Here is a 24,889-nt window from a genome sequence, read left to right as displayed (position 1 = left end):
AGCGAAGGGGATGGATCAGGGTGAAGTTCCAGGTGAACCGCGATGTCCTCGCCGACGCGGTGGCGTGGAGCGCCCGGACGCTGCCGGGCCGTCCTGCGATGCCCGTCCTGTCCGGCATCCTGCTGGAGGCGCTCGACGACAGCCTCACGCTCTCGGTGTTCGACTACGACGTCTCGGCCCGCGCCGTGATCGACGCCGAGGTCGCCGAGCCGAGCAAGGTGCTGATCCCCGGCCGGGTGCTGGCCGAGATCACCCGCAGCCTGCCGGGGGAGCCCGTGCAGATCGTCACCTCCGGCGCCGAGGCCGTGCTCACCTGCGGCGGCGCCGAGTTCGGCCTGCTCACCCTCCCGGTGGAGGACTTCCCCACGCTCCCCGCCATGCCGCCCAGGGCCGGCGCGGTCGGGGGCGGCGTCTTCGCCGCGGCCGTCGCCCAGGTGGCGGTGGCCGCCAGCCGCGACCTGACCCTCCCCATGCTCACCGGCATCCGCATGGACATCGACGGCGCCAACGTCTGCCTGGCGGCCACCGACCGCTACCGCATCGCGGCCCGCGACTTCCTGTGGCACTCCGAGGAGCCCGACCAGCGGGCCGCGGTCATGGTGCCCGCCCGGGTCATGGTGGAGGTGGGACGCTCCCTGCGCGCCGGGGAGGTGTCGATCGGTTTCGACGCGGGAGTCGCCGGGTTCGAGTGCGCGGGGCGCACGACCACCGTTCGCCTGCTGGACGAGCAGTTCATCGACTACCGGGCGCGCCTCGCCGAGACCTGGGCTATCCGCGCCGATGTCACGGTGGCGCCGTTCGTCGAGGCCATCAAGCGCGTCGCCCTGGTCGCCGAGCGGCACACCGCGATCAGGCTGTCGTTCACGCAGGGGCAGGTGCTGGTGCAGGCCGGCGGCGGCGAGATCGGCCGGGGCGCCGAGGCGGTGGCCGCCGACCTGGAAGGCGACGACATCCAGATCGCCTTCCAGCCGCACTACCTGCTCGACGGCCTGGCCGGGGTGGAGACCGAGAAGGCGAGCATCCACATGGCCTCGCCCACCCGGCCGTCCCTGATCACCGACGAGGGCGACGACCCTGCGTTCCGCTATCTGGTGATGTCGCTGCGCCTGGCCTGAGGCCGGCCGGCGGGCCGGCCTTCTGGGCCGAAGCCGCTTACCACCGACCAGGGCGATGACCCGGCGTTCCGGTATTGAGTGAGGTCGCGCGCCTGCCTCGGGGCAGGCTGGGGCCGGCCTTCGGGGCGGCGGTCAGTCGAGAAGTTCGGGGGTCTCGGTGAGGGCGATCGCGATGTGCTCCATGCACGCGTGTCCCGCGCGCTCGGCGGCGGCGGCGTCACCGGAGGCGATGGCACGGGCGATGGCGTCGTGCGGGATATGACCGTTCTGGAGGGGCGCGCCCGCGGCGGCGATGCTGGCGCGCAGCGCCGCGGAGAAGTCCTTGTACAGCTCGATCAGCACGCGGTTGTGCGTGGCCTCGACCACCGATACGTGGAAGGCCAGGTCGGCCTCCACGAAGGCGTCGACCTCGCCCTCGGCCCACGCCTCCTCGCGGCGGAGCAGGGCGGCCTCGATCAGCTCGATGTCACCCTCGGTGCGGCGGACGGCCGCGAGCCGGGCGGCCTCGACCTCGAGCGCGCGGCGCACCTCGAGGATCTCCAGATGCTCGGCGGTCCGCAGGCGCCGCGCCATTGCCCCTGAGAGCTCGCTGGTGGCGCGCACGTACGTGCCGTCACCCTGGCGGCATTCGAGCAGGCCGGCGTGGGTGAGCGCGCGCACCGCCTCCCGCACGGTGTTGCGGCCGACGCCGAGCTGCTCAGCGAGGACGGTCTCCGTAGGGATCTTGGCGTGGAGATGCCAGGACCCAGAGGTGATCTGCTCTTTGAGCTGCTCGATCACCTGGTCGACGAGGGAAGCCCGCTGCGCCGTACGCAGACTCACAGTCTGCCTCCTCCGGGTAACCAATCATCCTACGAGTCAATGATTGGTCGACCTTATTTATTCCAGGGCCCCGCGGCCAAATCCGGGGGCCCTGGTTGGAGGCCTACCGTGCGAAGACCGTCGCGGTGACGGCGCCGGCCACGGTCGACCTGACCCCGACCGCTTCGAGTGCCTTACGATACGCGCGCGTCTGCCGCCCGCGGTCACCGGCCTTGCCCCACAGGTCGCCCAGCTCACGCCAGACCTCGGCGATCTCGCGGTCGCGGACCGCGCCCGAGGACGGCACCGCGACCAGGGCGTCGCCCGCGCGCTCAAGGTGGCCCCTGACCGCGTCGTCGGACCGTGCCAAAGCACTCTCGGCGAGCACCAGGTGGGCCGAGGCCCTCATGGTGCGGGGCTCGTCGGCGAACAGCTCCAGCGCCTTGGCCGCCAGCTCGTCGGCGCCGCGGCCGTCTCCGGACCGCAGGTGCACCCGGGCGAGAACGACCAGGCTGTGCGCGTACTCCACCGACTCGGCGGGCAGCACGGAGAAGACCTCCGAGGCGCGGGAGACCAGCGCGTCGGAGTGCTCCCTGCTGGACCGTGCGGCGGAGATCTCGGCCCAGCGCATGGCGATCTTCGCCATCTGGACCGCGACGCGGGCGGGCCGTCCGGCCGCCAGCGCGTCGTCGGCGAACTGCGCCGCGAGCGCGGAGTCCTCACCCTCGGCGGCCGACACGCTGGCCTGCCAGAGCGAGAGGATCTCGGTCGTGCGGTCGTCCGGCACCGGTACGCCCGTGACCTCGAGCACGTGCTCGACGTACGAGAGCCCGATCTCGGCGTCGGCGAGCGCCGCGGCCAGGTCGACCGACACCTCGCCGTGGAACAGTGACAGTTGTGTCACCTGCTCCAGCGCCTTGGCGCCGAGGTCGCGGGCGCGCATGATGTCGCCGGCCTTGTGGTAGCACCGGCACAGCGCGACCGTGAGCGGAAGGTCGGCCAGCCGCTCGGGGTGCGCGGCGGCCTCGCGGCGAAGCCGCTCGTACGCCTCGACCGCGCGGCCGAGCTTGCCCTGCGCCTCCAGCGCACGCGCACGGCCCAGCCGTGCGTGCGCGGCGAGCAGCGCGTTGTCCTCTCCGGCGGCCTTGACGATGTCACCGAAGCGGTCGGCGGCGAGGGCCGCGTCCCCGTGGTGCAGCTCCAGCTCGGCATGGCGCAGGCCGAGCTCGGTGTCGATGCGCTGGCGCGGTTCGATCCCGTGGAGCAGGAACTCGGTGGTGCATCCAAGGCGCTCCGCGAGAAGGCGGGCGACCACCGGCGTCGGCGTGCGCTTGCCGGACTCGATGAGTGAGACATAACTGTCGGAGAGGTCGGGTCCGGCCAGCTGGGCCTGAGACATACGCCTGCTCAGACGCAGCCCGCGGACGCGATCACCGATGGTTCCCTGACTCGGCATGTGATCTCTTAAGGCGATGTTATGGTCAATGGTCTCGCCATGATGGCACGAAGCAGCCGAATCGGGTATACCCACGTCAAGAATCCCGAGGGGCAAGTCTGTCTCACCCCTCGGGATTCAGGACGAACCCGGACTAATCGTCGTCGTCAGAACTGGGAAAGAGCATCTGGCAAACCTCGAGGTACAAGGTCTCCGGATACGGAATGAAGGGGACGGTCGAGAGCGCCTGGTCCTGACCGGCGGACTCCAGGACGAACTCGCCGTAACCGAGCATGCGGCCGAGCAATGAGCGCTGGAAGCTCATGTCGGTCACCTTGCCGAGTGGCATCATCGCCACCCGGCGAGTGATCAAACCGGTGGTAAGGAGCATGCGTTTGGACGTCACCACAAAGTAGTCGACGGACCACTCGGCCACTTTCCACACGAAGCGAATGAGTAAGAGAAGCCACGCCCACCAGACGATCACCAGTGCCTGGGCTCCTTGGTTCTCGCCCAGCCACTTGCTCAGCAGCCCCGCCAGGACCAGGCCGCCGAAGACCTCGGCGACCGGCCGCAGCAGCACGGCCGGGTGGCGCCGCACCATGATGACCTGGTGTTCGTGGGGCAGAAGGTAACGATTGACCGACGACGGAGCAGAGTCCCCGTGGGTCACAAGTCTCATGTCAGCTTCGCGACGAATAGCGCCAGCGAATCCGCGGCGTTCACCACAGTGTCCATTGCTCCTCTGACCGCGCTAGCCGCGTCAGCCGGTCTGGTGAACAGGTAGAAAGCCACAAACGCGATGGCTGCGTACGTTAGAACCTTCTTGACCTGCACTGCCGCCTCCGTTAACCAACTCACCCACTGCACCCACCGTATACATTACCCAGCTGATTCGCTCGGTAAAGGCATCCCGACCCCACAGTCTTTAGGGGTCTGGATGTGACCTGCGTCACCCTTGCTCGCCGGCGACCGCGGCCAGCACCTGGAGGTGCTTGCGCGCGATGCGCTCGACGAGGCTCGGGTACGCGTAACCAGTGACCTCCATCGCGCCGTGGTGCGCCGCCTCTACGCAGCGTGTCACCGTCGCGGCGGGATGGACCCCGGCGAACTCGACCTTCAGCGCGGTCTCGACCTGTGTGTAGGCGTCAATATCCGGCAGTTGGTCCATCGCTCTCCCAGGTGTGCGTCCACGGCCCCGCGGGGGCCGGGAACACAGTGACATTGTCATCACTCTGTGTACCCTCTGAAACACAGTATGTAACGAAGGGTGTGTCAACCTGGGGACGAAGAAGGAAAAAGAATCAGACGACGCCGTACAGGCGGTCTCCCGCGTCGCCCAAGCCGGGGACGATGTAGCCGTGCTCGTTGAGCCGCTCGTCCAGGGCGGCGGTCACCACACGCACCGGGTTGCCCGAGTCGGTGAAGACCTGCTCCAGATATTGCAGCCCCTCGGGCGCGGCGAGCAGGCAGATGGCCGTGACGTCCTCGGCGCCGCGCTGGAACAGAAGCTGGATGGCCGCCGCGAGCGTGCCGCCGGTGGCGAGCATGGGGTCGAGCACGTAGCACTGGCGGCCCGAGAGGTCTTCGGGCAGCCGGGTGGCGTAGGTCTCGGCCTTGAGGGTGCCCTCGTCGCGGATCATGCCGAGGAAGCCGACCTCCGCCGTGGGCAGCAGGCGGGTCATGCCGTCGAGCATGCCGAGGCCCGCGCGCAAGATCGGCACGACCAGGGGCGCGGGACGGGCGAGCCGCACGCCGTGGGCGGGCGCCACCGGGGTGGTGACCGTCGCGTCGGTGACCCGTACGTCGCGCGTGGCCTCGTAGGCCAGCAGCGTGACCAGCTCGTCGGCGAGCCGCCGGAACGTGGGGGAGTCGGTGCGCACGTCCCTGAGAGCGGTCAGCTTGTGAGCGACCAGCGGGTGGTCAACGACGAGGGTCTTCATGGCTGCCAACGCTATCCTCTGCGCCCGGGTGAACGGTACGAGCGGTCCGGTAACCCCCATCACACCCCAAGCGGGTCGGGGGCGGCCGTTTTTGATCACAATTTGCCCGAGGGGCCTACGGGGCCCCAGTGATTCTGGGAGCATGGCCAACCGTGAGAACCGCGTCGGTGGGGTGAAGATGACAGACGTAGATGCTCTTGACTTCGCCATCGTGGTCTACCGCGAGGACGACCGCTGGGAAGCCGAGATGTTGCCGGTGGGTCTCACCGCGGACCTCCACGGGCTGATCCATGCTCTTCGGCAGCAGCCGAGCATGGGCGCCACGATTGGCCTGGTCGCCGTTGGGGATGACTTCTTCGTGGCATTAAGGGTGTTCGGCGAGCGCGTCGACGTCTTCCTGTCCGACATCACCGCGTCGTGGGACTGGCCGCTCGCCCAGCAGGTGCTGGAGTACCTCGACGTCCCCGTGCCGGAGGAGGAGGAGCTCGACATGGTCCTCCCGGCCGGAGACCTGTCGATCTTCGCCGATCTGGGCCTCGACGAGATGGAGCTGGGCGCCCTCTCCGGTGATCTCGAACTGCTTCCTGACGAGGTGCTCTCCAGCATCGCCGCGCGGCTGGGCTTCTCCCAGCCGTTTGAACGTGCCGTCGACTCAGCCATCGGCTGACCTCGGGAGCCCCGATCATGCCCTCGAGACCAACACACAGCGCTCTGTTCGCCGCGGCCTTCGTCCGCACGCCCCAGGGGTGGAGCGGCGCCGAGGTCGATCTCACCAACGCCGAGATCGCCGACGACCTGGGCGACGCCGTCCAGGACGCTCTGGGGCTGAACGGCGAGGAGCTCGCCCTGCTCTGCGTCGAGGTGGAGGACGAATGGTTCGCGCTCGTCCGCTACGACGACGACGCCGAGCCGCGCGCCTTCCTCTCCGACGCCCACGCGGCGGCCGCTGACGGCCTCGGCGAGCTGTTCAACGAGCTGGCCGGGGTCGTCGTCCCCGACAAGGAGGCCGATCTCGGCGTCCGTCCCGCCGGCGACTTCGAGCTGCTCAGCGACCTCGGCGTCAGCGCCGAGGAGCTTTTGGAGCTGAGCATGGAGGAGGGGGTGCTTCCCGCCGACACCCTCTCGGTCATCGCCGAGAAGCTCTCCTTCGCCGATGAGCTCGACCGGCTGCACTAGCGCCTTCCCCCGCGCGGCCTCGCCGGCGGGCCCGCGGCCGTGAGCGATCCGGCGCAGGGCGAGTTCGAGACGCCCATGCGGCTCGCGCTCGAGCAGGCCGCGCTGGCCGGCGAGCGTGGCGAGGTGCCCGTGGGCGCCGTCGTCCTAGGGCCCGGGGGCGAGGTGCTCGCGGTGGCGGGCAACGACCGGGAGGCGAGCGCCGACCCGACCGCCCACGCCGAGGTGCTCGCCCTGCGCGCGGCGGCCCGCGTGCGCGGTGAGTGGCGGCTGAGCGGCTGCACCCTGGTGGTGACCCTGGAGCCCTGCACGATGTGCGCGGGGGCGGCGGTGCTCGCCCGGGTGGACACGATCGTCTACGGGGCGGCCGACGAGAAGGCCGGCGCGGCGGGGTCGCTGTGGGACGTGGTGCGCGACCGGCGGCTGAACCACCGCCCCGAGGTGATCCTCGGGGTTCTCGCCGGGGAGTGCGCGGCCGTTCTCCGGGACTTCTTCGCCGACCGGCGCCACTGAAACCGGCATTTGGTGCATACCAGACGATGAGCGCGCGCGAACAGGGCCCCGGATCCGGTAGGCTGCTCGGCGGTGGAGTCGCCTAGTGGCCGAGGGCGCACGCCTCGAAAGCGTGTGATGGGGCAACCTATCCGTGGGTTCAAATCCCACCTCCACCGCCACCACTTGGCGGCTCCGATGCAGGTCAGTGACCTCGCTCGGAGCCGCCAAAGTCGTCTCTAGGGCCGTTTTGGTCACACGCTGGTCACAGACCCGCTTTGATCTTGGAATTCGGCGCGTCATTTCTCGTCTCCCGCGACAAGAGCGGCGACCCGGGCGGCAGCATCGGCCTGCATCTCGATGTCTACATGGCTGTAGGTCCCGAGCGTGATCGCGACGTTCGCATGTCCGATGCGCTCCTGAACGATCCGCGGTGAGATGCCTGCTCGAAGAGCCAGCGTCGCCCACGTATGCCGGGCGCCGTGCACCGTCAGCCGCGGCAGCTTGAGCCGCTTCACCGTGTGGTCCCAGTGGTAAGAGAACGTCTTCGGGTGAAGGGGACCACCGTCCACCCTGCAGAACACCAAGCCCTCGTCGGCGTACCCGGGGCCGAGCGCGAGCTTCTCGGCGGCCTGGCGCTTGCGATGCTCGCGGAGAGCACGGAGTGACGTCTCGTCGAGCGCCACGGTGCGCCGGCCTTTCGCCGTCTTCGGCTCCGACCATGCCATACCGGGGGAGTCCTTCCGGCGGGCATCCACCGTGATCAGTGCTCGCCGGATGTGGAGCCGGCCGCCCTCGAAGTCGATGTCATCCCACTTCAGCCCGAGCAGCTCACCGCGGCGCATCCCCGTACCAAGTAGCAGGGCGAAGCCGCCGTAGAGACGATGCTCGGCAGCACCGGCCAGGAAGGCGCGGACATCGGCGGCCTTCCACGTCTGCATCTCCGGCTTCTGCGACTTGGGCGGGTCCGCATCGTCGGCAGGGTTGCGGACGATCGCTTTCCATCGCACGGCGTCCTTGAGCGACCGGTGAATGATCGTGTGGATGTAGTAGGTACTGCGACGCCCGAGAGGCCGATGTCCATCCTCGCCAGCAAGCAGGAGCGCATACAGGTGGTTGAGGTGCCCACCCTCGATGGACTGGAGCTTGCGGTTGCCGATCGCCCGGCCGGCGATGTGGAGCCGTACGTTGCGCGCGTAGGACTCGAAGGTGCTCCGGCGGATGGTGTGCTCGATCGCCGGTAACCAGGTGGCCGTGAGGAACTCGCCAAGTGTCTGGTTCTTCGGAGCGACGTACGTCTGTTCGGCCAGCGAGGTCAAGATGCTGGTCAGCTCTGCTTGAGCGGCCCGCTTCGTCTTAAAGCCCCGGCGCCTGGTCTGCTTCCGTGGCTTCACGCCTGGGGGTGTGATGTCGACCACGAAGTAGTAAGTGCCGTTCTTGTCCAGCTTGATGCTGCCACTTCGTCCGTCGCTCACCGCTCGCCGGCCTTTCCTTGGATACTCGCACCCAGTTCGCCGACCTCCCGTGCGCGCTTCACCCAGTGCCGCGCGGTCCGGTCAGAGGTGAGGCCGAAGTGTTCGGCAACTGCCCTGGTGGGATTGCCGCCAACGTTGGCCCTATAGACGTCGGCGACTTGCCGAAGTAGCTCCGGCGTTAGCTTGACACGGGTCTGCCCTCGGAGCTCTCTCACGGCGCGGATAGCTTCTGCGGCATCATCCGGATCGACGTGAACCGACGACACCTTCGCGCCGTTCTCGGCAACCTCGAAAGATCGGGCTACGCGGGATATCGCGAGTTCGAGGAGATCCTCAGTCCGAACAGATCGCACGTCAGCACCTCGGAGTTCGCGCCCTCCGTCCGGGCAAGTCAGGTGGATCTCTCTGCACTGTGGGACGCCGTTGATCACGGCGAATTCGGCTCGCAACGTGGGTTCGTTGCCCTCAGAGTCCTCGCTAGTCAGGGTGAACCTTTCGGGGGCGTGCCGTCTCAGGTCCCCCATCTCGACCCATGGCGCAGTAAGCGAACTGCTGATCTTCACCTTCATCACCACGTCAATCTCCTAGTGCTAGGCAAGCAACTTGTAGGCAACTGTCCTAGCAACTACAGTCCAGCGTGTAAGAGACTACGTGCCATGACAGCTACCGACAATGTCCGACTCAAGCCGAACTCTACGGGAGTCGAGTTGCCCAACCCGAAGACTGAGCCGACGATCTCCGTGCCGCGTGCTGGGGAGATCCTCGGTCTTAGCCGTGACGGCGCTTACGACGCTGCCGCCCGCGGCGAGATCCCCACTCTCCGATTCGGTCGGCGTCTTGTTGTGCCGACCGCTCACCTGCTGGCCATGCTTGGTCTCGGCGAGCAGGTCGGTGCGGTCTGATGCTGCCCCTCGACAACGCCGAAGGGCGGACCCCCGGCCAGGAGTCCGCCCTCACTTCGGCGCCCTACAGCACCAACAACGCTGCTAGCCACACTACCCGCCGCCACGGCCGGCGTCACGCGATCCCCGGGCAACTCCCTCTTGTCCGGGCCGCGACCGTCCACGAGCCCTATCCCGGCCAGAAGCGGGCGATGGTCCTGCCGGACGACGTGTGCCCGCGCTGCGGTTTCAAGCGCCTGCACTGGTCGGACTGGCCGGCGCCCGCGTTGCTGCGCAAGCGTTGCCGTTGTGGCTGCGGCTACGAGTTGACGCTCTACCCGATGAAGGCGAAGCGCCGTAGCGGACGAAGGGCGGCTGCCTGATGGGTGCCGCTCTTGATCGCGTCCTGGCCGCGTGTCGCGAGCGTGGCCAGGACGTGCGCAACCAGGGTGCCGAGTACGTCACCCTGTGTCCCGCCCACGATGACCACAAGCCGTCCCTGTCGTTTCGTGACGCGGCCGGCAAGGTGGTCATGTACTGCCAGGTTGGATGTGCGCTGCAGGACATCGCCGCCGCGCTCAACCTGCCCATGACAGCGCTGTTCGACGAACAGAGCTACACCGGCAAGCGCGGCATTGTGGTGGCGGAGTATCGCTACGCCGATGAGCAGGGGCGCCTGCTGTACGTCAAGGAACGGCGTGTGCCGAAGGACTTCCGCATGAAGCGCCCGAACGGGCGCGGCGGGTGGGTCACCAACGAGGTGTTCAAGGGCAGCGAAGCCCCGCCGAAGGTGCTCTATCGGCTGCCCGAGGTCGTCGAGGCGGTAGCCAAGGGTCATCCGGTGTTCGTCGTCGAAGGGGAGAAAGACGCCGACAACCTCGCCGGCCGCGGCTATGTCGCGACCTGCAACCACGAAGGTGCCGCCCTGCCCGGGCAAAAGCCGAAGTGGCTACCCGTGTACGGCGACACCCTGAAGGACGCCGACGTGGTCATCATCGCCGACCGTGACGAAGCGGGTTACGCGCACGCTGCAGCGATCCACGCCGACCTGACCGGCAAGGCGAAGAGCGTCACCGTCCTTCAGTCTGCGGTGGACGAACCCAAGTCCGATGTATCCGATCACTTCCGAGCCGGGTACGGCATCGAAGACCTGTTGCCCGTCGAGTTCGACCATGAGCAACTGCATGCCATCTCGGCGCCACACCTTCCGGGCATCCCCGACTACCCGGTTGATGCACTCGTCGGTCCCCTGCGTGAACTCGTCCTGGCGAGCAAGTCTGCCGGGCTGTCCCCGGGCCTGGTGGGTGGCGCCGGGCTGGCGGCTCTGGCGACTGCCGCGAGCATGGCAGATCTGGAGATCTACGACTCGTGGGTTGAGCGGCCGTCTCTGTGGGTGCCGCTGATCGCTCCTCGGGGGGCCGGTAAGTCGCCGGCGCAGGACTTCGCGTACCGGACCCTGCGGGACCTGAACGCCGCGAGCTGCCAGCAGTTCCATGACCAGCTGCAGATCTGGAACGAGACCCCTAAGAAGGACCGGGGACCACGGCCGGCGGACACCTCACTCCTGGTCGACGACACGACGATCGAGATGATTGCCCGCTTCCTCGCGCGAGGTAACGGCACTGGCAGTGTGGACGTCGACGAGCTTCGCGGGTGGCTGGAGTCGATAGGCCGCTACCGGTCTGGTGGTGATGGGGGAGAGCGCGGCCGTTGGCTGTCACTGTGGTCGGGTGCGCCGTGGCGGTATCAGCGGGTCTCCAACGACACTGAGCTGTTCGTCCGCCGCCCGGTCGTGACCATCTGCGGTGGACTCCAGCCGCCGTACCATCACCTGCTGGGCAGCGAGGACGACGGTTTCCGTCCGCGCTGGCTACCGCATCTCGTCCAGCTCGATACCAGCTTGAAACAGGGCAAGCCTGGCGACACGACCCAGTGGGACAAGGTGATCACCACCCTGTACGGGTCGCGTGAGGCTCGCACCTGGCGGATGTCCACGTTGGCGCACAACGTATGGAACGCCGCCCAGAGCCGATGGAAGCGCGAGGCCGGTGGAACCGAGACGGCATCGGTAGCCGCAGCGCTCATCAAAGCGGACCGGCAGTGCGCACGGGTCGCGCTGGTCATCGCCGAATCCATGGCGCCGGGTGCCGGTGGCGAGGTGTCGCGCGAGGTGATGGAGTGCGCCGTCGCCCTGGTGGACTACACGCTCAACTGCTGGCGTGCCATGCCGGACAGGGACGGCCTGACCCTGTCTCGTCGCGATGAGCGGCTACAGGAAGCCGTGGACGCCCTCGCTGACTGGCTTGAGCAGCACGGCGGCAAAGCTGATCGGCGTCAACTCACCCGAGCCAAGGCAGCCAAGTGCCGCACCGTCGCGGAGCTCAACCAGGTGTTGGCGATGTACGAGGAGATCTATCCCGGGTCGGTCCGCGAGGAGCGGACGGGGACCCGTGGACCGACCGGCACGGTGGTCTACGCGCCTCGCAGATCTCCAAAACGGCCCTTAAGTGAAACTGTCGACGTCGACAGTTCCGGTAATAGCCATTCCGGGAATGCTGCCGAGGAACCCGCAGGTCACAGCGTTATAGCTCTTCGGGGTCGAACTGTCGACACTGGCGACAGTTCCGGTGGTGACAGTTTCCCGTCGACAGTTACCGACATCCGTGAGCGTGTGAGGGCCGTGGACATCGGCCCGTGCGTGAAGTGCCAGACCCCCACCAACAGGTACGGCGAGAACTCCAACCCGCTGTGTGCTGACTGCCGGGCGGGTGGTGCCGCGTGACCGCATACGGGTCTAGCACCGTAAAACGCCATCGGCGGACGCGTGCCGAACTGGAGAGCATCGACCAGGCGATCGTCGAGGCGATCCTGGCGGACTACCCGGTCACCCTGCGGGGTGTCTTCTACCGGGTCGAGTCCGCAGGTGTGGTCGACAAGAGCGACGACGGATACCGGCTCGTAGGCCGGCAACTCCTCAAGCTCCGCCGTGCTGGCGTGGTCCCCTACCACTACATCACCGACGGAACCCGCTGGATCACCCGGCCGACTACCCACACTGACCTTGACCAGATGCTCGCGGACGCCGCCACCTCCTACCGGCGTTCCCTGTGGCACTCCCAACCGGTCGACGTCCACATCTTCACCGAGAAGGATGCGATTTCCGGCGTGATCCTCCCCGTCACCCAACAGTGGGACGTTCCTCTCGGAGTGCTCCGCGGATTCGCGTCCGAAAGCTTCGCCTGGTCCGTGGCCAGGACGATCGAGGCGTCCGGGAAACTCACCTACGTCTACCAGCTCGGCGACCACGACCCGTCGGGGCTCGACGCTTGGCGCGACTTCACAGAGAAGGTCGTCCAGTTCGCGCCCACCTCGCCGATCATGTTCGAGCGCCTGGCGGTCACCCTGCCCCAGATCGCTAACCTCCGGCTGCCCACACGGCCGACCAAGAGGACTGACAGCCGGGCGCGCGGCTTCCGCGGTGAGTCGGTGGAAGTTGACGCCATCCCGGCCCGCATGCTCCGGCAACTCGTCGAGGACGCCATCACCCGGCACATCGAGCCCGAAGCGCTCCGGCTGACCCGGGTAGCCGAGGAGTCGGAGCGCAGCATCCTGACGCAGATCGCGAACCTCGGTTGGGATAACGAGGCCACCGAGTGACCGACCGGCGCGACTCGCCCTCTGCTGTCTCTCTTGCGGGAACAGCAGGGGGCGTACTGCCATCCTGGCTGATCAAGTACCTGACCCTCGACGCCCGGGACAAGCTCATCGCCGGACAGCGCGTCGACCCGCGAGTAAGAGACCTCCTCCAAGAACAGTTCACTTTGTCCGATTCGCTGTCCACTTCTGGGCCCGGCTCCACCACCGCCGACATGCTCGAACAGCGCAAGAGTTACAGGCGGTTGAGCGAGGTGGCGCGGGAGGTGGGCGTAGCCCCGTGGACCCTGCGTCGCCTCGCCCGATCCGGTGACATCCGCGCGTGGCACGCCGGGCCGGAGTCGCACTGGTTGGTCGATCCCGAGTCCGTCACCGAGTACCTACGGACCCGGAGGACTAAGACCAGTGACTCGACCCAGCCTCTACGAAGCGGTAGCAGCCAAGACCGCGGCTAGCCTCGACGCCGGCGACACCCGCACCCGAGCACGCCACGCCCAACTCGGCCTGCTCGACGGTCTCGCCCAGCTCGCCCGCGACGCCGAAGACCCGGCCGTCGCCGCCGGCCTCACTCCCGTCCAGCGGACCGCCGTCGCCGCCTACCGCACCCGACAGGCCCGCCTCGCCCAGCAGGACGGAGACGACCAGTGACCACCCTGTGGGACGAAGCGATCGCCAAGGCGCAGAAAGAGCAGGCCGCCAACGAGAACCTGCTCGAAGTCCTCCGCGCCCGCGCCGTCGAGGGCGACCCCACCGTCACAGCCGTCGACCTCGCCGAACAGGAAGCGAACATCCGCTTCGCCGAGGTGCTCGTAGAGCGGGCTCGCCGAGACGCGGCCAACGCCAAGCGCGCCGGCCTCGACGTCAAGGCCACCCAGCTCCGCGACCGGGCACGCGAACTCGTCGAGCACGAGGGGACGATCCTGGCCCAGCTCATCGCCAACGCCCTGTCATCCCTCGTGCCGCTCGTCGACTACGCCACCACCCTGCACGCCGACACCAGGCAGACCATCAGCGACCTCGACGTCATAGGCCACCAGATAGCCGACCTCGACCCCGCGCGCCCCAGTCGTGCCGATGTCCTGCGTGAACACCTGAACATCGCCGTAGGCACCGACAGCAACGGCCACGCGGCCATCACCCTGTTCGCAGACGGCGATCAGGCGGGCCGCGTGCTCCGCGCCGTACGACCCGAACGCATCATCGGCGCTCTGATCGAACTCGTCCTCGACCCCGACACCGCACAGCGCATCCTCAAAGACGGCCACGTCCGGGACGTGTTCACCGCGCTCCCCGCCACAGCCGACGCCATCGGCCTCACACCCGAAGACGCCGGCGCGTTCGTCCGCGGCAACCCGGGCCGGAACATCATCGCCGCACGGGTCCGCGACCACGTCACCACCAACCACGACACCCCAGCAAACCGGACATAACGGTGAACAAGGGACGGGAGGGGACTAAGCCTCTGACCTGCGGAAACGCCAGGACCGAGGGTGAGAACGCTCGCAGTTCGCGGGAACCTGAGTTTCACCCGTGCGCGCGCGCGAGGGGGCAGGCGTGATTGATCTGGATTCGTTGGGGCCGCGTGGGGCGCGTCTGTGGGCGTCGCTGGTGGCACGGGACGAGTCGTTGAAGGGTGAGGATGCCCCGGCTCGTGAGGTGGCTCTGACGGCGTGCAGGACGGCCGACAGGGTGGAACGCCTGGAGGAACTGGCCGAGGTGACGGAGCCGGTTGTCGAGGGCCGTACAGGGCCGGTGATTCACCCGGTGTTCGCCGAGGTGCGCCAGCAGGCCGCGCTGTTGGCTCGTCTGGTTGCGGCGTTGCGGCTGCCGGATGAGGAGAGCGGGAAGCGTCCGCAGCGCCGGCAGCTCCGCGGGGTGCAGCAGCCGACCGGTTCGACGCCGGGGACGGTGTCGTCGTTGGAGCGTGCCCGTAAGGCCGCGGGGAGGGGTTGAGTCGTGCCGTGGCGACCGGACTTCGAGGGGCAGCCCTGCTCGCTCGGGTATGAGGTGGCGGACTGGATCACGGCCTACTGCTGTCATGGTCCTGGGGACATTCAGGGTGAGCCGATCGTGCTGGATGACGAGTGGCTCGCGTTCCTGGTGGAGGCGTACCGGATCGACCCGGTGACGGGCCGGCGGGTGTACGACGAGGCGGTGCTGTCGAGGCCGAAGGGGCGGGCGAAGTCGGAGCTTGCGGGGTGGATCGGGGTGGCCGAGGGGTTCGCCCCGGTGCGGTTCGACGGGTGGAACGCCGCCGGTCAGCCTGTGGCGCGGCCGGTCCGGTCCCCGCTGATCAAGTGCCTTGCCACCGAGGAGAACCAGGCCGGCAACACGTTCGAGAACATCGCCTTCATCGCCGGGGAGTGGGGCCCGGACGCCCACCCGGAGGTGTTCGGCGGGGTGTCTGGCATCCGTCAGTACCAGTCGGCGTCAGCGATCTACTTGCCGCAGGGCGGGGAGATCCGGGCATGCACCGCGGGGTCGGCGTCGAAGGACGGCGGCAAGGAAACTCACGTCGTCGCCGACGAGACACACCTGTACGTGCTGCGTGAACTCAAGTCGATGTATGCGACGGTGCGGCGCAACCTCGGCAAACGGAAGATCGCGCAGCCTTGGATGAACCAGACGACGACGGCGTACCGGCCCGGGGAACAGTCGATCGCCGAGGAGACGCTGGTGGCGTGGCGGAAGGGTGAGCTGTCGCCGGCGGTGTACGTCGACCACCATGAGGCGCCCGGGGAGGTGGACCTGGACGACCGTGACCGGACGCTGGCACAGCTCCGCGAGGTGTACGGCTCCGCGGCGGGGTGGATCGACCTTGACCGAATCTACAGGGACATGCGCGACCCGCGTACCTGCCCGGACGATGCGACGGCGGCGCGCTACTTCCTGAACCGGGCGATCGCGGGTCATGACGCGTGGCTGGACATGGCGGTGTGGGAGCGCCAGGCCCGCGCCGAGGTGGTCGCGCCGGGGACAAAGATCGCACTCGGCTTCGACGGTTCTCTACGGGACGACGCCACGGTCCTGATGGGTTCGCGCCTGGACGACGGTTTCCTGTTCCCTGTGGGCATCTGGGCGAAGCCGGCAGGCCCGGAGTCGGGGTGGTGGGAGGTGCCGCGCACGGACGTCCTGGCCGCGGTGCGGGAGGCGTTCGCCCGGTACGAGGTGTCCCGCATGTATGCCGACCCGCACGAGTGGCGCTCTGACATCGACAAGCTCGCCGAGGATCTCGGCTCAGAGCGGGTCCTGACCTGGGAGACGCGCCGGGATGTGCAGATGTCCGCGGCGCTCGACCGGCTACGCACGGACCTGATCGCGGGCACGGTGTTCCATGACGGTGACCGGGTGGTGGCCGATCACGTGGGTAACGCCTACGTGCGGCGCCGCGGGTCGTATGTCCTGGTACGCAAAGAGCATCCGCAGTCACCCCGGAAGATCGATTCGGTGGTGGCGGCTGCTCTGGCCTACGAAGCGCGATGCGATTCCCTGGCTGCGGGGGCGCTTCGGCCGGCGCAAGAGAACTTCATCTACACGGCGTCGTCTACACGGTTGCCGCGCTCTTATGGGCGGCGTTGGTGACGTGGCGGCCCGCCCGGTGCCCTGGCGAGGGATGACGGACCGCCACGCCTTACCCGCCCAACCCGGGCGACGGTTGCCAGGCCGGGCGGGGGCTTTCAGTCACTCCGAGCGAGGTTGAACCACTCCTCGACCCACTTGCGACACCAGTCCTCGGCTTCATCTCGGGTGACGCACAGCCGGACCGGCATCTTGTGGTCGATCACCAGGAACACGCGGCCCTCCCACTGTGAGCCGCGGGGGATGACCGCACACACCTTGGCGCGATGGACCCAACCGACCCGGCCAGCCGGGTACTTCTGGGACCTCTCCCATGTGAGCGGGACGGGGCTCACAGGTGCGGCGCCATCCGGCCGAGGGCTTCCTGTGCGGCCACGCGGGCAACGACGTCGAGGAGGTCGTCCCCATCGACGGTGCGCCAGCAGCCGGCCTCCTCGGCTACCCGGCTGAACCGGCGCTCTCGGCTCGCCCAGTAGCGGCCGGCGTCGCTGGTGAAGACCCGCCAACCGGTCAGGGTCTCATCGATGGTGGGAGCCATACAGTTGTCCACGGGTCAGGACCTGCTTCCTGATCAAGGGCCCGCCGCGGTGGTTGCACACCTGCGTCGGGCCCGCCGTTTGTGGCGCCCTCGGCCTCTCTCCGATCACTCGTCCGGTGTGGCCGAGGGTAATCAGAGTATGACGCGGCATAGAGCGGTGTATAGCGGTAGGCCGCTACCTGCAGATATGTGCAGCTCAGAGCAGTTCTAGCGTGTGCTGTATGGCAGGTGACAAGGTCGCGCCGTTCGTGCAGAGCGGGCCGGCGTACGTCTATATGCAGGTGGCCGATCACGTCGTCGCGCGTATCCGCGCCGGCGAACTCAACCCTGACGCTCGCCTGCCCGGCGAACGCTCGATGGCCGAGGAGTACGGCGTGGCCATCGGCAGTATCCGGCGGGCCGTCGAGGAGCTGCGCGACCGCGGCTACCTGGTGACCCTGCCAGCGAAGGGCACGTACGTGGCGCCGCGCGACCAGTGGCCGGCCGACGAGTCCTGAACTGTGGGCGTCTCGCCCATGATCTGAGTTGCCCTCTCGGCAACGCAGGTCGCCGAGGGTCCGCCCCGAGCGCGCGAGGGTCGCAAACCCTTCGCTTGAGCGAAGGGTTTAACCAGAACGTCCGCCCCGGGCGCGCGGGGGCCGTCTGATCTTGCCGACGACCGCAAGGTGATCTTCGCGGCGCCGGGGGCGTGGCACCGTGGCACCCTCGGGTGGGGGCTTGGGGGGAGTGTTACAGGCCAGAGGGGTGCCACCGACCGTGGCACCCCTCGTGGCCCCTTGCGTGGCAGGGGCGTGGCCCCTGGCCGTGGCACCCGTGGCAGCAAGATCAAAACGGCTGCGCGTTCACTCCCACGCGCAGCCGTGCGCGCGTCAGTCGACCTCGGGCCGCTCGGGCATCAGGTACCGCTGAGCGTCGTCGTCGTACCCGCCGAGGATGCCCGCCTCGACCAGCCGCTTGAGTTGCTTCTGCACCCACGACCGGGACACGCCGCCGTCCTCCCATAGGGGCTTGAGGTCCCCGGAGGAGAAGTCGCGGGCGCCAACGCCCCACAGCACCTGCAGATGGTGTATCAGCGCCGCGCCGCGTTCCTCGGCGGTGAGCTTGGGCCCCTGGTCGAACGTCCACGGCGGGTCGCCCTGGCCCAGGTCGGGGATCTCGTCGTCGAGGCCGGCCTGGACGGTCGTGTCGGGGTCGTCGGTGTCCAGGTACTCTCCGGCCACGTTGCGCACGTCCTCATCATCGTCGCCATCGCCCTGGCCGTCGAGGAGGTCTTGCGGCGTCTCGGAGGTTCGTGCCAGCGCCGCGGTGGTCTCGTCGACCGGCTTGGCCGTGGCCGGCCACTGCGCGGCGTGGGCGCGCATCGCCGCGTTGGCCTGCTCGTCGTCGAACTGGTCGCCGGCCACGCCCCAGGCGTAGGTGCGCAGCGGCATGGCGATGCGCTCCCGGGCGATGGTGGGGGCGCCCAGGTAGGCCATGCCGGGCTGGCCGTTCTCCCACAGCTCGGGCCGCGCCCCGGCGTCCTGCATCGCCTCTGACAGGCCGAACGAGGCGTCCCCGGAGGACTGCACGCCAAAGCACATGTTGCCGAGCTGGCCACGCGCGATCGTCGGCATCTGCGAGTAGTCCGACCGTTGCAGCGACAGCACGATCGTGCCGCCGCCAGAGCGCAGCGCCTTGACCAGAGACAGGAACTTGTCCATCTCGGCATCGGACATGGCGTCGAAGATGTCGGGGCACTCCTCCAGCCAGATCAGCCAGTACGTCAGCCCGCATCCGGGCTTCCACTTCTGCAGACCCTTGGCGGCGAGCTGGTCGGTGCGTTCCTTCACCCGCGCCTGCAGCTCGCGAAGCATCTCCCGGGTGCCGGCCGGGGTGGTCTCCAGCCGGTGCAACGCCGTGGCGAGCGGGCCGAGGGTCTGCTGTCCCTTGGTCACGTCGGCGGCGAACACCGCGACGTCGCACCGGGTGATGGCCTCGCCGAGCAGGTTCCAGCACCCGCCGATGGACTTGCCCGCGCCGGACATGCCCATGATCTGCAGGTGGTGCCCGGTGACGACGTACAGCACCTCATCGAGGTCTTGCCACAGGCCGATGCGCAACGGGTCGGCGATCGAGGCGCCCGGCTTGGACGGCCCCGGCCAGGAGATGGGGTGCTTCATCACCCGCGGGTCGGAGATCACGACGTTCGCCTGACTGGCGTCGTCGGGGTCGATCGAGGTGATGATGGACCCGGGCGGCAGCGGGATGCCGGACTCGATGTACGGCACCTTCCTCTGTAGGTCGTCGGCGGTGTGACGGCCCTGCTCAAGCTGGATCTTCCCCTCGACCTTGTGGGCGCCGGCGTTGGTGGTGGTCGCCTCGATTGCGGGCATCCCGGCCCGGCTGGCGCCCTGGCCGAACAGCAGCGACAGCGGGTCGGAGATCACGCCGGGCTGGTCCCAGCCCTTCATGCGGATGACGCTGCGGATGTTCCAGGTGAGCGCCACGGTGAAGCCGCCGATCAGCGCCAGACGGCCGGTGAACACCCCCGCCGGGCCGTTGATCGTGGCGGCGCACACCCACGTCCCGCCGAGCAGCGTCGTCAACGTCGTGTGCGTCTTACCCCACGGGCCGCGGGCGTGGGACTGGCCGAACGTGACCCCGGTCAACACCAGGATGGCGACGGCCATCAGGAACATGGTCCAGGCGATGACCTGCGGGTCGTCGGAGTCGAGGACGAAGTGGAAAGCCGCGCCCACGCCGAACACCAGCGTGTAGGCAACCCAGGGGCTCGCCAGGGCGAACAGCTTGGACACCTCGCGCGCGGTGACCTTCGACAGGCTCGACTCGGTGTCGACGGACACCAGGTCTTTGGTGCGGCCGGCCATCACACGTCCTCCCAATTGAAGGTGCTCTTACGCCGCTCGGGCTTCGCCTGCGGCAGCACCGACACGAATTCCTTGCGGAACTGGCTGGCGAACTTCACCAGCTCGACCCCGGCGCCCTTCTGCAGCTCGGCAGCGCGCTTGAGCCGCTTCACCACCCGCCGGGCCCGCAGCTTGACGTCGGGCCCGCCCAGCAGCGCCAACGCCGGGTGCCCCTTGAACGAGCGGATCAGCACCTCATACAGCTCGTCGGCGCCCATGTCGAACTCCTCGCACAGGTCACGGCACAGCCCGCGGCCGGTCTTGGCGTACTCGGTGATCGACGCCGGGCCCTCCCATGGGATCGTGGCCAGCTCGGGAATGCGGGCCTTGCCGCTCTCGGCGGTCACCTGTCCTCCTCCTGGCCGTCGACCATCTCGACGTCGTAGACCAGCGGCTCGACCTCGGCGCCCTCGGCCGGCGGACCGTACCGGGCTATCGCCCACAGCCCGCCGGCGACGACGGCCAGGCGCCGGGCGTGCCAGCGAACCGGGCGGATGCCGATCCGGGCGGTCACCCAGTCATCGACGGCGGTGAGCAGCAGCAACACCACGGCGCGGATGGCAGCGCCGATGGCACGCCAGTCCTTGCCGTGGCGGGTGGGGTGTTGGAGCATTGAAGATCCCTCCTAAGGGGTTGGGACCCGCCCCCAGGTACGGCTTGCGAGGCATGAACCTGGGGGCGGGTACGCGGTTACTGGGCGGCGAGCGTCGCCAAGTACGCCTTGACCAGCGCGGCTTTGTCCTGGCCGACGTTCAAGGTGTCCTTGATCTGCCTGATTGACGGCGTGGTGCCCGTGATGATGTCGGGCAGGAACCGGGAAGCGGCGGCTGTCGCCAACTCCTCGGGAAGCGGCTCGGGTACGTACCCGAGGGTGTGGGGTACGGCCTCGACCTCGGGCACCTCGGCGACCGGCCCGGACACCGGGACGGCCTCGACGAGCGTGACCGGCTCAACCTCGACCGGCGCCGGCGACTCCTCGGCGGGCGCGTGGGCGTCCCTGGACAGCATGTGTCCCAGGGCCGCGCCCATGCCGAGCACCAGCACCGGCAGGCAGGACACGACGGTGGTCACCTGCCAGGGCGCCGACGAGCGGCCCGAGGTGGCGAGCAGGTGATATCCGACCTGTCCGAGCATGCCTAGCAGCAGCGACCCGAGCGCCGACCACTTGGCAAAGGCCCGGGTCGGCGTCGAGGCGTCGCGGGCCGACAGCCACGCGTGCAGGGCGTAAGCCGCGTAGGCCTCGACGCCGATCGGCAGCGTGACCGCCGTGTTGATCGTGAACTCGGAGATGCCCGGCAGGGGCTTCACCGGGCCGAACCCGGTGAGCTCGCCGAGACCGACCCAGCCGGACCAGGTGGCCACGCCGGCGGGCAGGGCGAGCAGCAGCAGGGGCCAACGGCGCGTCATCGGTCGGTCTCCTCATCGTGCGGGGTGGTGGCGTCCGCCTCGATCTGCGAGCCGAGGCGCGGCATGACCATGAAGCGCTGGGCGTAGTAGTCGACCGGCTCGTCCCGCTCGCCGAGGAGGATCTGGCCCCGGCCGAGCGCCGCGATGAACTCGCCCACCTGGTTCAGCGGCAGATCGGCGAGCGCGTCGGACAGCACGGCCGCGCCATGCGTGGAGATGTCGGCCCGCTCGTCGAGACGACGGTGGTCGGTCGAGTCGACGAACACGCGGATCACGGCCGGGGCGAGAACGCCGTCCACCTCGATCTGCAGCAGGACCAGGTTGGCGGTCACCCGGCCGGCGTCGAACGTCCCCAGGTCGAGGGAGTGGGAACGGCTACGCGGGTCCAGGTGCGAGCGGGCGCACCAGGTGACCGGGCAGGGCTGCGGACTGGTCACGCGCCACCCCCGACCGACAGGCCGGCCGCGGCCAGGTCGCCCTCGAACCGGTCGAGCAGCAGCGTGGCGGCGAACTGGCCGAGACGCTCCCGGTCCTCGACGGGCAGGATCGACTCCAGCCAGTTCCACATGTCGTCGTCGTGGACGGCCAGGCCGAGACGCTCGGTCGCCTTGGTGGTCTCGCGGACAGCGGTGGTGTACCCGGCGACGAACGCCACGCGCAGGACGTTGGCGATCTGCCCGGTGTCGATGAGCTGGCTCACTGGGCACCCCCGGCGACCCGGAGAGCGCGACGCGCGGCCAGTTCGTCACGGGCGGCGCTGCCGAAGCTGCGGGCGGTCGCGGTCTGCATGACGTCGCTGACGGTCTTGTACGCGTCGAGCATGGTGTTCATCGCCGACGCGAGAGCGGTCATCTCCTCGACCGTGAACGTGACGTCACGGCCGGCCTTAACCTTGGACACTAGGGTCCCCTCCTGGTAGAGCAGGTTCGGTGGATCTAGGGCCTGTTCGGTGGTAGGACACCGGGCAGGCCCGTTATCGAAACTTTGTTGCGGCACTCTGTTCTGATGAAACCGTAGCGTCGCAACTAGACAGAGCGCAACCCTGTTCCGGTACTCTGTTCGGCATGAGTGAAGATGTCGACCCGCTTGACGCCCTCGACGAGAGCACTCGCCGATACCGCGAGACCGAGCTGGCGCACGAGGAATCCCGCAAGGCCGTCATTGCCGACGCCTTAGCCGCCTTGCGAGCAGGGAAGCGGCCCACTGATGTTGTCGCACACTCGCCATTCACCGATACGTACGTGCGGAGACTGGCAAGAGAGAACGGCATCGAGGCGGCAAGGAAGAGGCGAAGTTGAGTCCAGTGCGCTGGAGTGGTCACAGCGCCGGTCACGAACACGGTCCGACTGCGGTCTATAGGACCGAAGGAAGGGCGGGAACCGAGGGCGCTTTCCTGGTGAAATGTCGATTCGATCCGACACGGTTCTACGGGGACCAATAGGCAATGTCGGAGTTCAAATCCCACCTCCACCGCCACCACGAAGGGCCCGCGCCGGGCGACCGGCCGCGGGCCCTTCGGCGTCACCGCGCCTACACCTCGTCGAACGGCTTGGCGTAGGCGAACGCGCCGCGCGTCGCCGGGGTGTAGGCGGCCAGCGGGCGCGCCTGGAAGTGCTCACCCCAGGCCGCGACCGGCGGGACGACGCCGAACTCGGCGGCCGGCCGGAAACCGAACCGCGGATAGTAGTCACGATGGCCCAGCAGCACGACGAGCGGTTCGTCGAGCGCGTCCGCCGCCGCCAGCACCGCGTGCATGAGCGCATGACCGACGCCCTGACGCTGATGGGCGGGCAGCACCCCGAGCGGCCCCAGTCCGAGCACGGGAGCGGAGTCCACGGAGGCCCGGCTGCAGACCACATGGCCAAGGACGGCGCCGTCCGCCCCTGAGGCGACCAGTGAGAGACGCGGCAGCCACGCCTCGCAGGCCCGCAGCGCGTCCACCAGGACGGCCTCCACGGTCGGTTCGCCGGGCGCGTCCGGCTTGGCGAACGCGGCGTTGTGCACTTCGCGGATGGCGGGGATGTCCGCCGGTACCTCGCGTCGGATCAGCATCCGCTCAGGCTGGCCGTGCCGGGACAGGGGTGTCAACGCGATTGTTCCGCGCCGGCCAGCGGACGGCCGCCAGGGCCGCGGACGGCTTGGCGCGCGCCGGGCGGGCGGCTTCGGGGGGCTCCGCGCCCGTCATTCGGGCGCGGAGCCGCCGCGGGACTCGTCCAGTTCGAGAACCCGCGCGTGCAGGACCGAACGCTGGTGCAGGGCGGCCCGCAGCGCGCGGTGCAGGCCGTCCTCGAGGTAGAGCTCGCCGCGCCACTGCACCACATGGGGGAACAGGTCACCGTAGAAGGTCGAATCCTTGGCGAGCAGAGAATGCAGGTCGAGCACCGCCTTCGTGGTCACCAGAGAGTCGAGCCTGACCTGCCGCGGCGGGATCTGGGCCCACTCTCGATGCGACAGGCCATGCTCGGGGTACGGGCGGCCATCACCGACTGACTTGAAGATCACCCTATGTAGTTTAGGAGAGATTTCCTGTTTGCCTGCTTCAGCGGGTGCGCGCTGAAGCCCTGATCAGGTCAGATGCCTCCGGCGAAGGTGTCGCACTTGGCGGGGTCGCCCGAGTCGTAGCCGGTGCTGAACCACTTGGTCCGCTGCTCGGCGGTGCCGTGAGTGAAGGACTCCGGGTCGACGCGGCCCTGCGTCTTCTCCTGGATGCGGTCGTCGCCGACGGCGGCCGCGGCGTCGAGCGCCTCCTGGATGTCGGTCTGGGTGAAGGGCTTCTCGTAGAAACCGGTGTCCACGGCGTTCTTCGCCCAGACACCGCCATAGCAGTCGGCCTGGAGTTCCAGCCGGACCGAGGCGCTGTCGGCGCCCTGGCTGTTCCCCCCGACGCGCTCCATGGTGCCCAGCAGGTCCTGGACGTGATGGCCGTACTCGTGGGCGATGACGTACGCCTGGGCGAACGGGCCGCCCTTCGCGCCGAACTTGCTCTGCAACTCGTCGAAGAAGCTCAGGTCCAGGTAGACGTGCTTGTCGCTCGGGCAGTAGAACGGCCCCACCTGCGAGGTGGCCTGACCGCACCCGGTGTCCACCGCCTGGGAGAACAGAACGGTCTTCGCGGGCGTGTAGGTGCCGCTGCCGCCCTGCCCGAACGCGTCCTTCCAGTACGCCTGGATGCTGTTCACCACGCCCACGACGCGGCAGTTCTCCGACTGATCGGCGTCGGAGCCCTTCTTGCACTCTTGGGACAGGTCGGAGGTCGGCTGGACGCCCGTGGTGTCCCCACCGCCGTCCCTGCCGGTTATGTCACCGGGATTGATCCCGAATATCAGCGCGGCGATGAGGGCGATGATGCCCGCCGCGCCTCCTCCGATGGCGAGCCCGCCACCGGGGATCCCGCCCCCGCCACCACGGTTCTCGACCTGTGAGGCGTCGAGGTCGACATCGTCACGGAAGTCCATCGGCCCGTCTTCCCTTTGTCTCGGTCCTCGGGGTG

The 24,889-nt window shown here is 68.5% G+C and carries 34 protein-coding genes and 1 tRNA gene; 16 read left to right on the top strand and 19 right to left on the bottom strand.

Features of this window, described 5'->3' with window-relative positions; all coding sequences use genetic code 11:
* Nucleotides 1–20 precede the first annotated feature (20 nt).
* The gene (gene dnaN / locus ABZU32_RS20470) at nt 21–1,115 is read left to right on the top strand and encodes a DNA polymerase III subunit beta (RefSeq protein WP_354924237.1); all 1,095 of its coding nucleotides are present in this window, start codon (nt 21–23) and stop codon (nt 1,113–1,115) included.
* Between the two features lie 132 nt (nt 1,116–1,247).
* On the opposite strand, the gene ABZU32_RS20465 is transcribed toward dnaN, so the two are convergent.
* The 6 genes from ABZU32_RS20465 to upp form a co-directional block, all read right to left on the bottom strand.
* Nucleotides 1,248–1,937 (bottom strand): FCD domain-containing protein, encoded by a 690-nt coding sequence (locus tag ABZU32_RS20465; RefSeq protein WP_354924235.1) that lies wholly within the window; start codon nt 1,935–1,937, stop codon nt 1,248–1,250.
* A 103-nt stretch (nt 1,938–2,040) separates the two neighbouring features.
* Entirely contained in the window at nt 2,041–3,372 is a 1,332-nt protein-coding gene (locus ABZU32_RS20460) for a helix-turn-helix transcriptional regulator (RefSeq protein WP_354924233.1), read from the bottom strand.
* A gap of 133 nt (nt 3,373–3,505) precedes the next feature.
* Entirely contained in the window at nt 3,506–4,033 is a 528-nt protein-coding gene (locus ABZU32_RS20455; protein WP_354851690.1) for a PH domain-containing protein, read from the bottom strand.
* Nucleotides 4,030–4,188, bottom strand: coding sequence for a hypothetical protein (locus ABZU32_RS20450; protein ID WP_354851688.1), 159 nt, complete (start codon nt 4,186–4,188; stop codon nt 4,030–4,032). Before ABZU32_RS20450 ends, ABZU32_RS20455 begins: the two co-directional genes overlap by 4 nt.
* Nucleotides 4,189–4,303: 115 nt before the next feature.
* Complete coding sequence (locus ABZU32_RS20445; protein ID WP_354851687.1) at nt 4,304–4,522, bottom strand: three-helix bundle dimerization domain-containing protein; 219 nt, start codon at nt 4,520–4,522, stop codon at nt 4,304–4,306.
* Between the two features lie 133 nt (nt 4,523–4,655).
* The gene (gene upp, locus ABZU32_RS20440) at nt 4,656–5,294 is read right to left on the bottom strand and encodes a uracil phosphoribosyltransferase (protein ID WP_354851686.1); all 639 of its coding nucleotides are present in this window, start codon (nt 5,292–5,294) and stop codon (nt 4,656–4,658) included.
* Between the two features lie 178 nt (nt 5,295–5,472).
* Between upp and ABZU32_RS20435 the strand changes: the two genes are divergently transcribed.
* The 4 genes from ABZU32_RS20435 to ABZU32_RS20420 all read left to right on the top strand — a co-directional run bounded on the left by ABZU32_RS20435 (nt 5,473) and on the right by ABZU32_RS20420 (nt 7,141).
* Complete coding sequence (locus ABZU32_RS20435) at nt 5,473–5,961, top strand: tRNA adenosine deaminase-associated protein (protein ID WP_354851704.1); 489 nt, start codon at nt 5,473–5,475, stop codon at nt 5,959–5,961.
* 17 nt (nt 5,962–5,978) lie between these two features.
* Nucleotides 5,979–6,470: a tRNA adenosine deaminase-associated protein gene (locus ABZU32_RS20430; protein ID WP_354851684.1), complete on the top strand. Its 492-nt coding sequence runs from the start codon at nt 5,979–5,981 to the stop codon at nt 6,468–6,470.
* A 75-nt stretch (nt 6,471–6,545) separates the two neighbouring features.
* Nucleotides 6,546–6,980, top strand: coding sequence for a tRNA adenosine(34) deaminase TadA (gene tadA / locus ABZU32_RS20425; RefSeq protein ID WP_354851702.1), 435 nt, complete (start codon nt 6,546–6,548; stop codon nt 6,978–6,980).
* 71 nt (nt 6,981–7,051) lie between these two features.
* A tRNA-Ser gene (locus ABZU32_RS20420) sits at nt 7,052–7,141 on the top strand.
* 117 nt (nt 7,142–7,258) lie between these two features.
* Here ABZU32_RS20420 and ABZU32_RS20415 read toward each other — a convergent pair.
* Together ABZU32_RS20415 and ABZU32_RS20410 are read right to left on the bottom strand one after the other, a co-directional pair.
* Nucleotides 7,259–8,434 (bottom strand): tyrosine-type recombinase/integrase, encoded by a 1,176-nt coding sequence (locus ABZU32_RS20415; protein ID WP_354924231.1) that lies wholly within the window; start codon nt 8,432–8,434, stop codon nt 7,259–7,261.
* A gap of 58 nt (nt 8,435–8,492) precedes the next feature.
* Complete coding sequence (locus ABZU32_RS20410) at nt 8,493–8,567, bottom strand: hypothetical protein (RefSeq protein ID WP_354924270.1); 75 nt, start codon at nt 8,565–8,567, stop codon at nt 8,493–8,495.
* A gap of 523 nt (nt 8,568–9,090) precedes the next feature.
* On the opposite strand from ABZU32_RS20410, the gene ABZU32_RS20405 reads away from it, so the two are divergent.
* The 9 genes from ABZU32_RS20405 to ABZU32_RS20365 all read left to right on the top strand — a co-directional run bounded on the left by ABZU32_RS20405 (nt 9,091) and on the right by ABZU32_RS20365 (nt 16,551).
* Complete coding sequence (locus tag ABZU32_RS20405) at nt 9,091–9,336, top strand: helix-turn-helix domain-containing protein (protein ID WP_354924229.1); 246 nt, start codon at nt 9,091–9,093, stop codon at nt 9,334–9,336.
* Nucleotides 9,336–9,698, top strand: coding sequence for a hypothetical protein (locus tag ABZU32_RS20400; RefSeq protein WP_354924227.1), 363 nt, complete (start codon nt 9,336–9,338; stop codon nt 9,696–9,698). Before ABZU32_RS20405 ends, ABZU32_RS20400 begins: the two co-directional genes overlap by 1 nt.
* On the top strand, nt 9,698–12,097 hold the full coding sequence (locus tag ABZU32_RS20395; RefSeq protein ID WP_354924225.1) for a DUF3987 domain-containing protein: 2,400 nt from the start codon (nt 9,698–9,700) through the stop codon (nt 12,095–12,097). Before ABZU32_RS20400 ends, ABZU32_RS20395 begins: the two co-directional genes overlap by 1 nt.
* Entirely contained in the window at nt 12,094–12,972 is an 879-nt protein-coding gene (locus ABZU32_RS20390) for a hypothetical protein (protein WP_354924223.1), read from the top strand. The genes ABZU32_RS20395 and ABZU32_RS20390 overlap by 4 nt, the downstream gene beginning before the upstream one ends.
* A gap of 212 nt (nt 12,973–13,184) precedes the next feature.
* The gene (locus tag ABZU32_RS20385) at nt 13,185–13,424 is read left to right on the top strand and encodes a helix-turn-helix domain-containing protein (protein WP_354924268.1); all 240 of its coding nucleotides are present in this window, start codon (nt 13,185–13,187) and stop codon (nt 13,422–13,424) included.
* On the top strand, nt 13,375–13,617 hold the full coding sequence (locus tag ABZU32_RS20380; RefSeq protein ID WP_354924221.1) for a hypothetical protein: 243 nt from the start codon (nt 13,375–13,377) through the stop codon (nt 13,615–13,617). Before ABZU32_RS20385 ends, ABZU32_RS20380 begins: the two co-directional genes overlap by 50 nt.
* Nucleotides 13,614–14,399: a hypothetical protein gene (locus ABZU32_RS20375; RefSeq protein WP_354924219.1), complete on the top strand. Its 786-nt coding sequence runs from the start codon at nt 13,614–13,616 to the stop codon at nt 14,397–14,399. Before ABZU32_RS20380 ends, ABZU32_RS20375 begins: the two co-directional genes overlap by 4 nt.
* Before the next feature lie 124 nt (nt 14,400–14,523).
* Entirely contained in the window at nt 14,524–14,922 is a 399-nt protein-coding gene (locus tag ABZU32_RS20370; RefSeq protein WP_354924217.1) for a hypothetical protein, read from the top strand.
* Nucleotides 14,923–15,039: 117 nt separating this feature from the next.
* A complete protein-coding gene (locus ABZU32_RS20365) occupies nt 15,040–16,551 on the top strand; it encodes a hypothetical protein (RefSeq protein WP_354924215.1) in 1,512 nt (503 codons plus the stop codon).
* Nucleotides 16,552–16,879: 328 nt separating this feature from the next.
* On the opposite strand, the gene ABZU32_RS20360 is transcribed toward ABZU32_RS20365, so the two are convergent.
* A complete protein-coding gene (locus tag ABZU32_RS20360) occupies nt 16,880–17,086 on the bottom strand; it encodes a hypothetical protein (RefSeq protein ID WP_354924213.1) in 207 nt (68 codons plus the stop codon).
* A gap of 221 nt (nt 17,087–17,307) precedes the next feature.
* On the opposite strand from ABZU32_RS20360, the gene ABZU32_RS20355 reads away from it, so the two are divergent.
* Nucleotides 17,308–17,583, top strand: coding sequence for a winged helix-turn-helix domain-containing protein (locus ABZU32_RS20355; RefSeq protein WP_354924211.1), 276 nt, complete (start codon nt 17,308–17,310; stop codon nt 17,581–17,583).
* Nucleotides 17,584–17,955: 372 nt separating this feature from the next.
* Here the strand turns inward: ABZU32_RS20355 and ABZU32_RS20350 are convergent, their stop codons facing one another.
* The 7 genes from ABZU32_RS20350 to ABZU32_RS20320 all read right to left on the bottom strand — a co-directional run bounded on the left by ABZU32_RS20350 (nt 17,956) and on the right by ABZU32_RS20320 (nt 22,299).
* Nucleotides 17,956–19,953 carry a hypothetical protein gene (locus tag ABZU32_RS20350; RefSeq protein ID WP_354924209.1) on the bottom strand — a complete coding sequence of 666 codons (1,998 nt, stop codon included), beginning with the start codon at nt 19,951–19,953 and terminating at the stop codon, nt 17,956–17,958.
* Nucleotides 19,953–20,339 (bottom strand): hypothetical protein, encoded by a 387-nt coding sequence (locus ABZU32_RS20345; protein ID WP_354924207.1) that lies wholly within the window; start codon nt 20,337–20,339, stop codon nt 19,953–19,955. Before ABZU32_RS20345 ends, ABZU32_RS20350 begins: the two co-directional genes overlap by 1 nt.
* Nucleotides 20,336–20,605 (bottom strand): hypothetical protein, encoded by a 270-nt coding sequence (locus tag ABZU32_RS20340; RefSeq protein ID WP_354924205.1) that lies wholly within the window; start codon nt 20,603–20,605, stop codon nt 20,336–20,338. Before ABZU32_RS20340 ends, ABZU32_RS20345 begins: the two co-directional genes overlap by 4 nt.
* Nucleotides 20,606–20,682: 77 nt before the next feature.
* Complete coding sequence (locus tag ABZU32_RS20335) at nt 20,683–21,399, bottom strand: hypothetical protein (RefSeq protein WP_354924203.1); 717 nt, start codon at nt 21,397–21,399, stop codon at nt 20,683–20,685.
* On the bottom strand, nt 21,396–21,836 hold the full coding sequence (locus ABZU32_RS20330) for a hypothetical protein (protein ID WP_354924201.1): 441 nt from the start codon (nt 21,834–21,836) through the stop codon (nt 21,396–21,398). The genes ABZU32_RS20335 and ABZU32_RS20330 overlap by 4 nt, the downstream gene beginning before the upstream one ends.
* A complete protein-coding gene (locus ABZU32_RS20325; protein ID WP_354924199.1) occupies nt 21,833–22,099 on the bottom strand; it encodes a hypothetical protein in 267 nt (88 codons plus the stop codon). The genes ABZU32_RS20330 and ABZU32_RS20325 overlap by 4 nt, the downstream gene beginning before the upstream one ends.
* Complete coding sequence (locus tag ABZU32_RS20320; RefSeq protein WP_354924197.1) at nt 22,096–22,299, bottom strand: hypothetical protein; 204 nt, start codon at nt 22,297–22,299, stop codon at nt 22,096–22,098. The genes ABZU32_RS20325 and ABZU32_RS20320 overlap by 4 nt, the downstream gene beginning before the upstream one ends.
* Nucleotides 22,300–22,463: 164 nt before the next feature.
* On the opposite strand from ABZU32_RS20320, the gene ABZU32_RS20315 reads away from it, so the two are divergent.
* A complete protein-coding gene (locus ABZU32_RS20315) occupies nt 22,464–22,697 on the top strand; it encodes a hypothetical protein (protein ID WP_354924195.1) in 234 nt (77 codons plus the stop codon).
* A gap of 232 nt (nt 22,698–22,929) precedes the next feature.
* On the opposite strand, the gene ABZU32_RS20310 is transcribed toward ABZU32_RS20315, so the two are convergent.
* The 3 genes from ABZU32_RS20310 to ABZU32_RS20300 form a co-directional block, all read right to left on the bottom strand.
* A complete protein-coding gene (locus tag ABZU32_RS20310) occupies nt 22,930–23,451 on the bottom strand; it encodes an N-acetyltransferase (protein ID WP_354924194.1) in 522 nt (173 codons plus the stop codon).
* Nucleotides 23,452–23,580: 129 nt separating this feature from the next.
* On the bottom strand, nt 23,581–23,901 hold the full coding sequence (locus tag ABZU32_RS20305; RefSeq protein WP_354851680.1) for a type II toxin-antitoxin system VapB family antitoxin: 321 nt from the start codon (nt 23,899–23,901) through the stop codon (nt 23,581–23,583).
* Nucleotides 23,902–23,969: 68 nt separating this feature from the next.
* Nucleotides 23,970–24,854: a neutral zinc metallopeptidase gene (locus ABZU32_RS20300; RefSeq protein ID WP_354924192.1), complete on the bottom strand. Its 885-nt coding sequence runs from the start codon at nt 24,852–24,854 to the stop codon at nt 23,970–23,972.
* Between the last annotated feature and the right edge of the window lie 35 nt (nt 24,855–24,889).

The sequence above is a fragment of the Sphaerisporangium sp. NPDC005288 genome (genome assembly GCF_040607475.1).
In the GTDB taxonomy this organism is placed as follows: Bacteria; Actinomycetota; Actinomycetes; order Streptosporangiales; family Streptosporangiaceae; genus Sphaerisporangium; species Sphaerisporangium rhizosphaerae.
The sequence above is the reverse complement of the archived record's forward strand: the minus strand, read 5'-3'. Positions and strand labels throughout refer to the sequence as shown.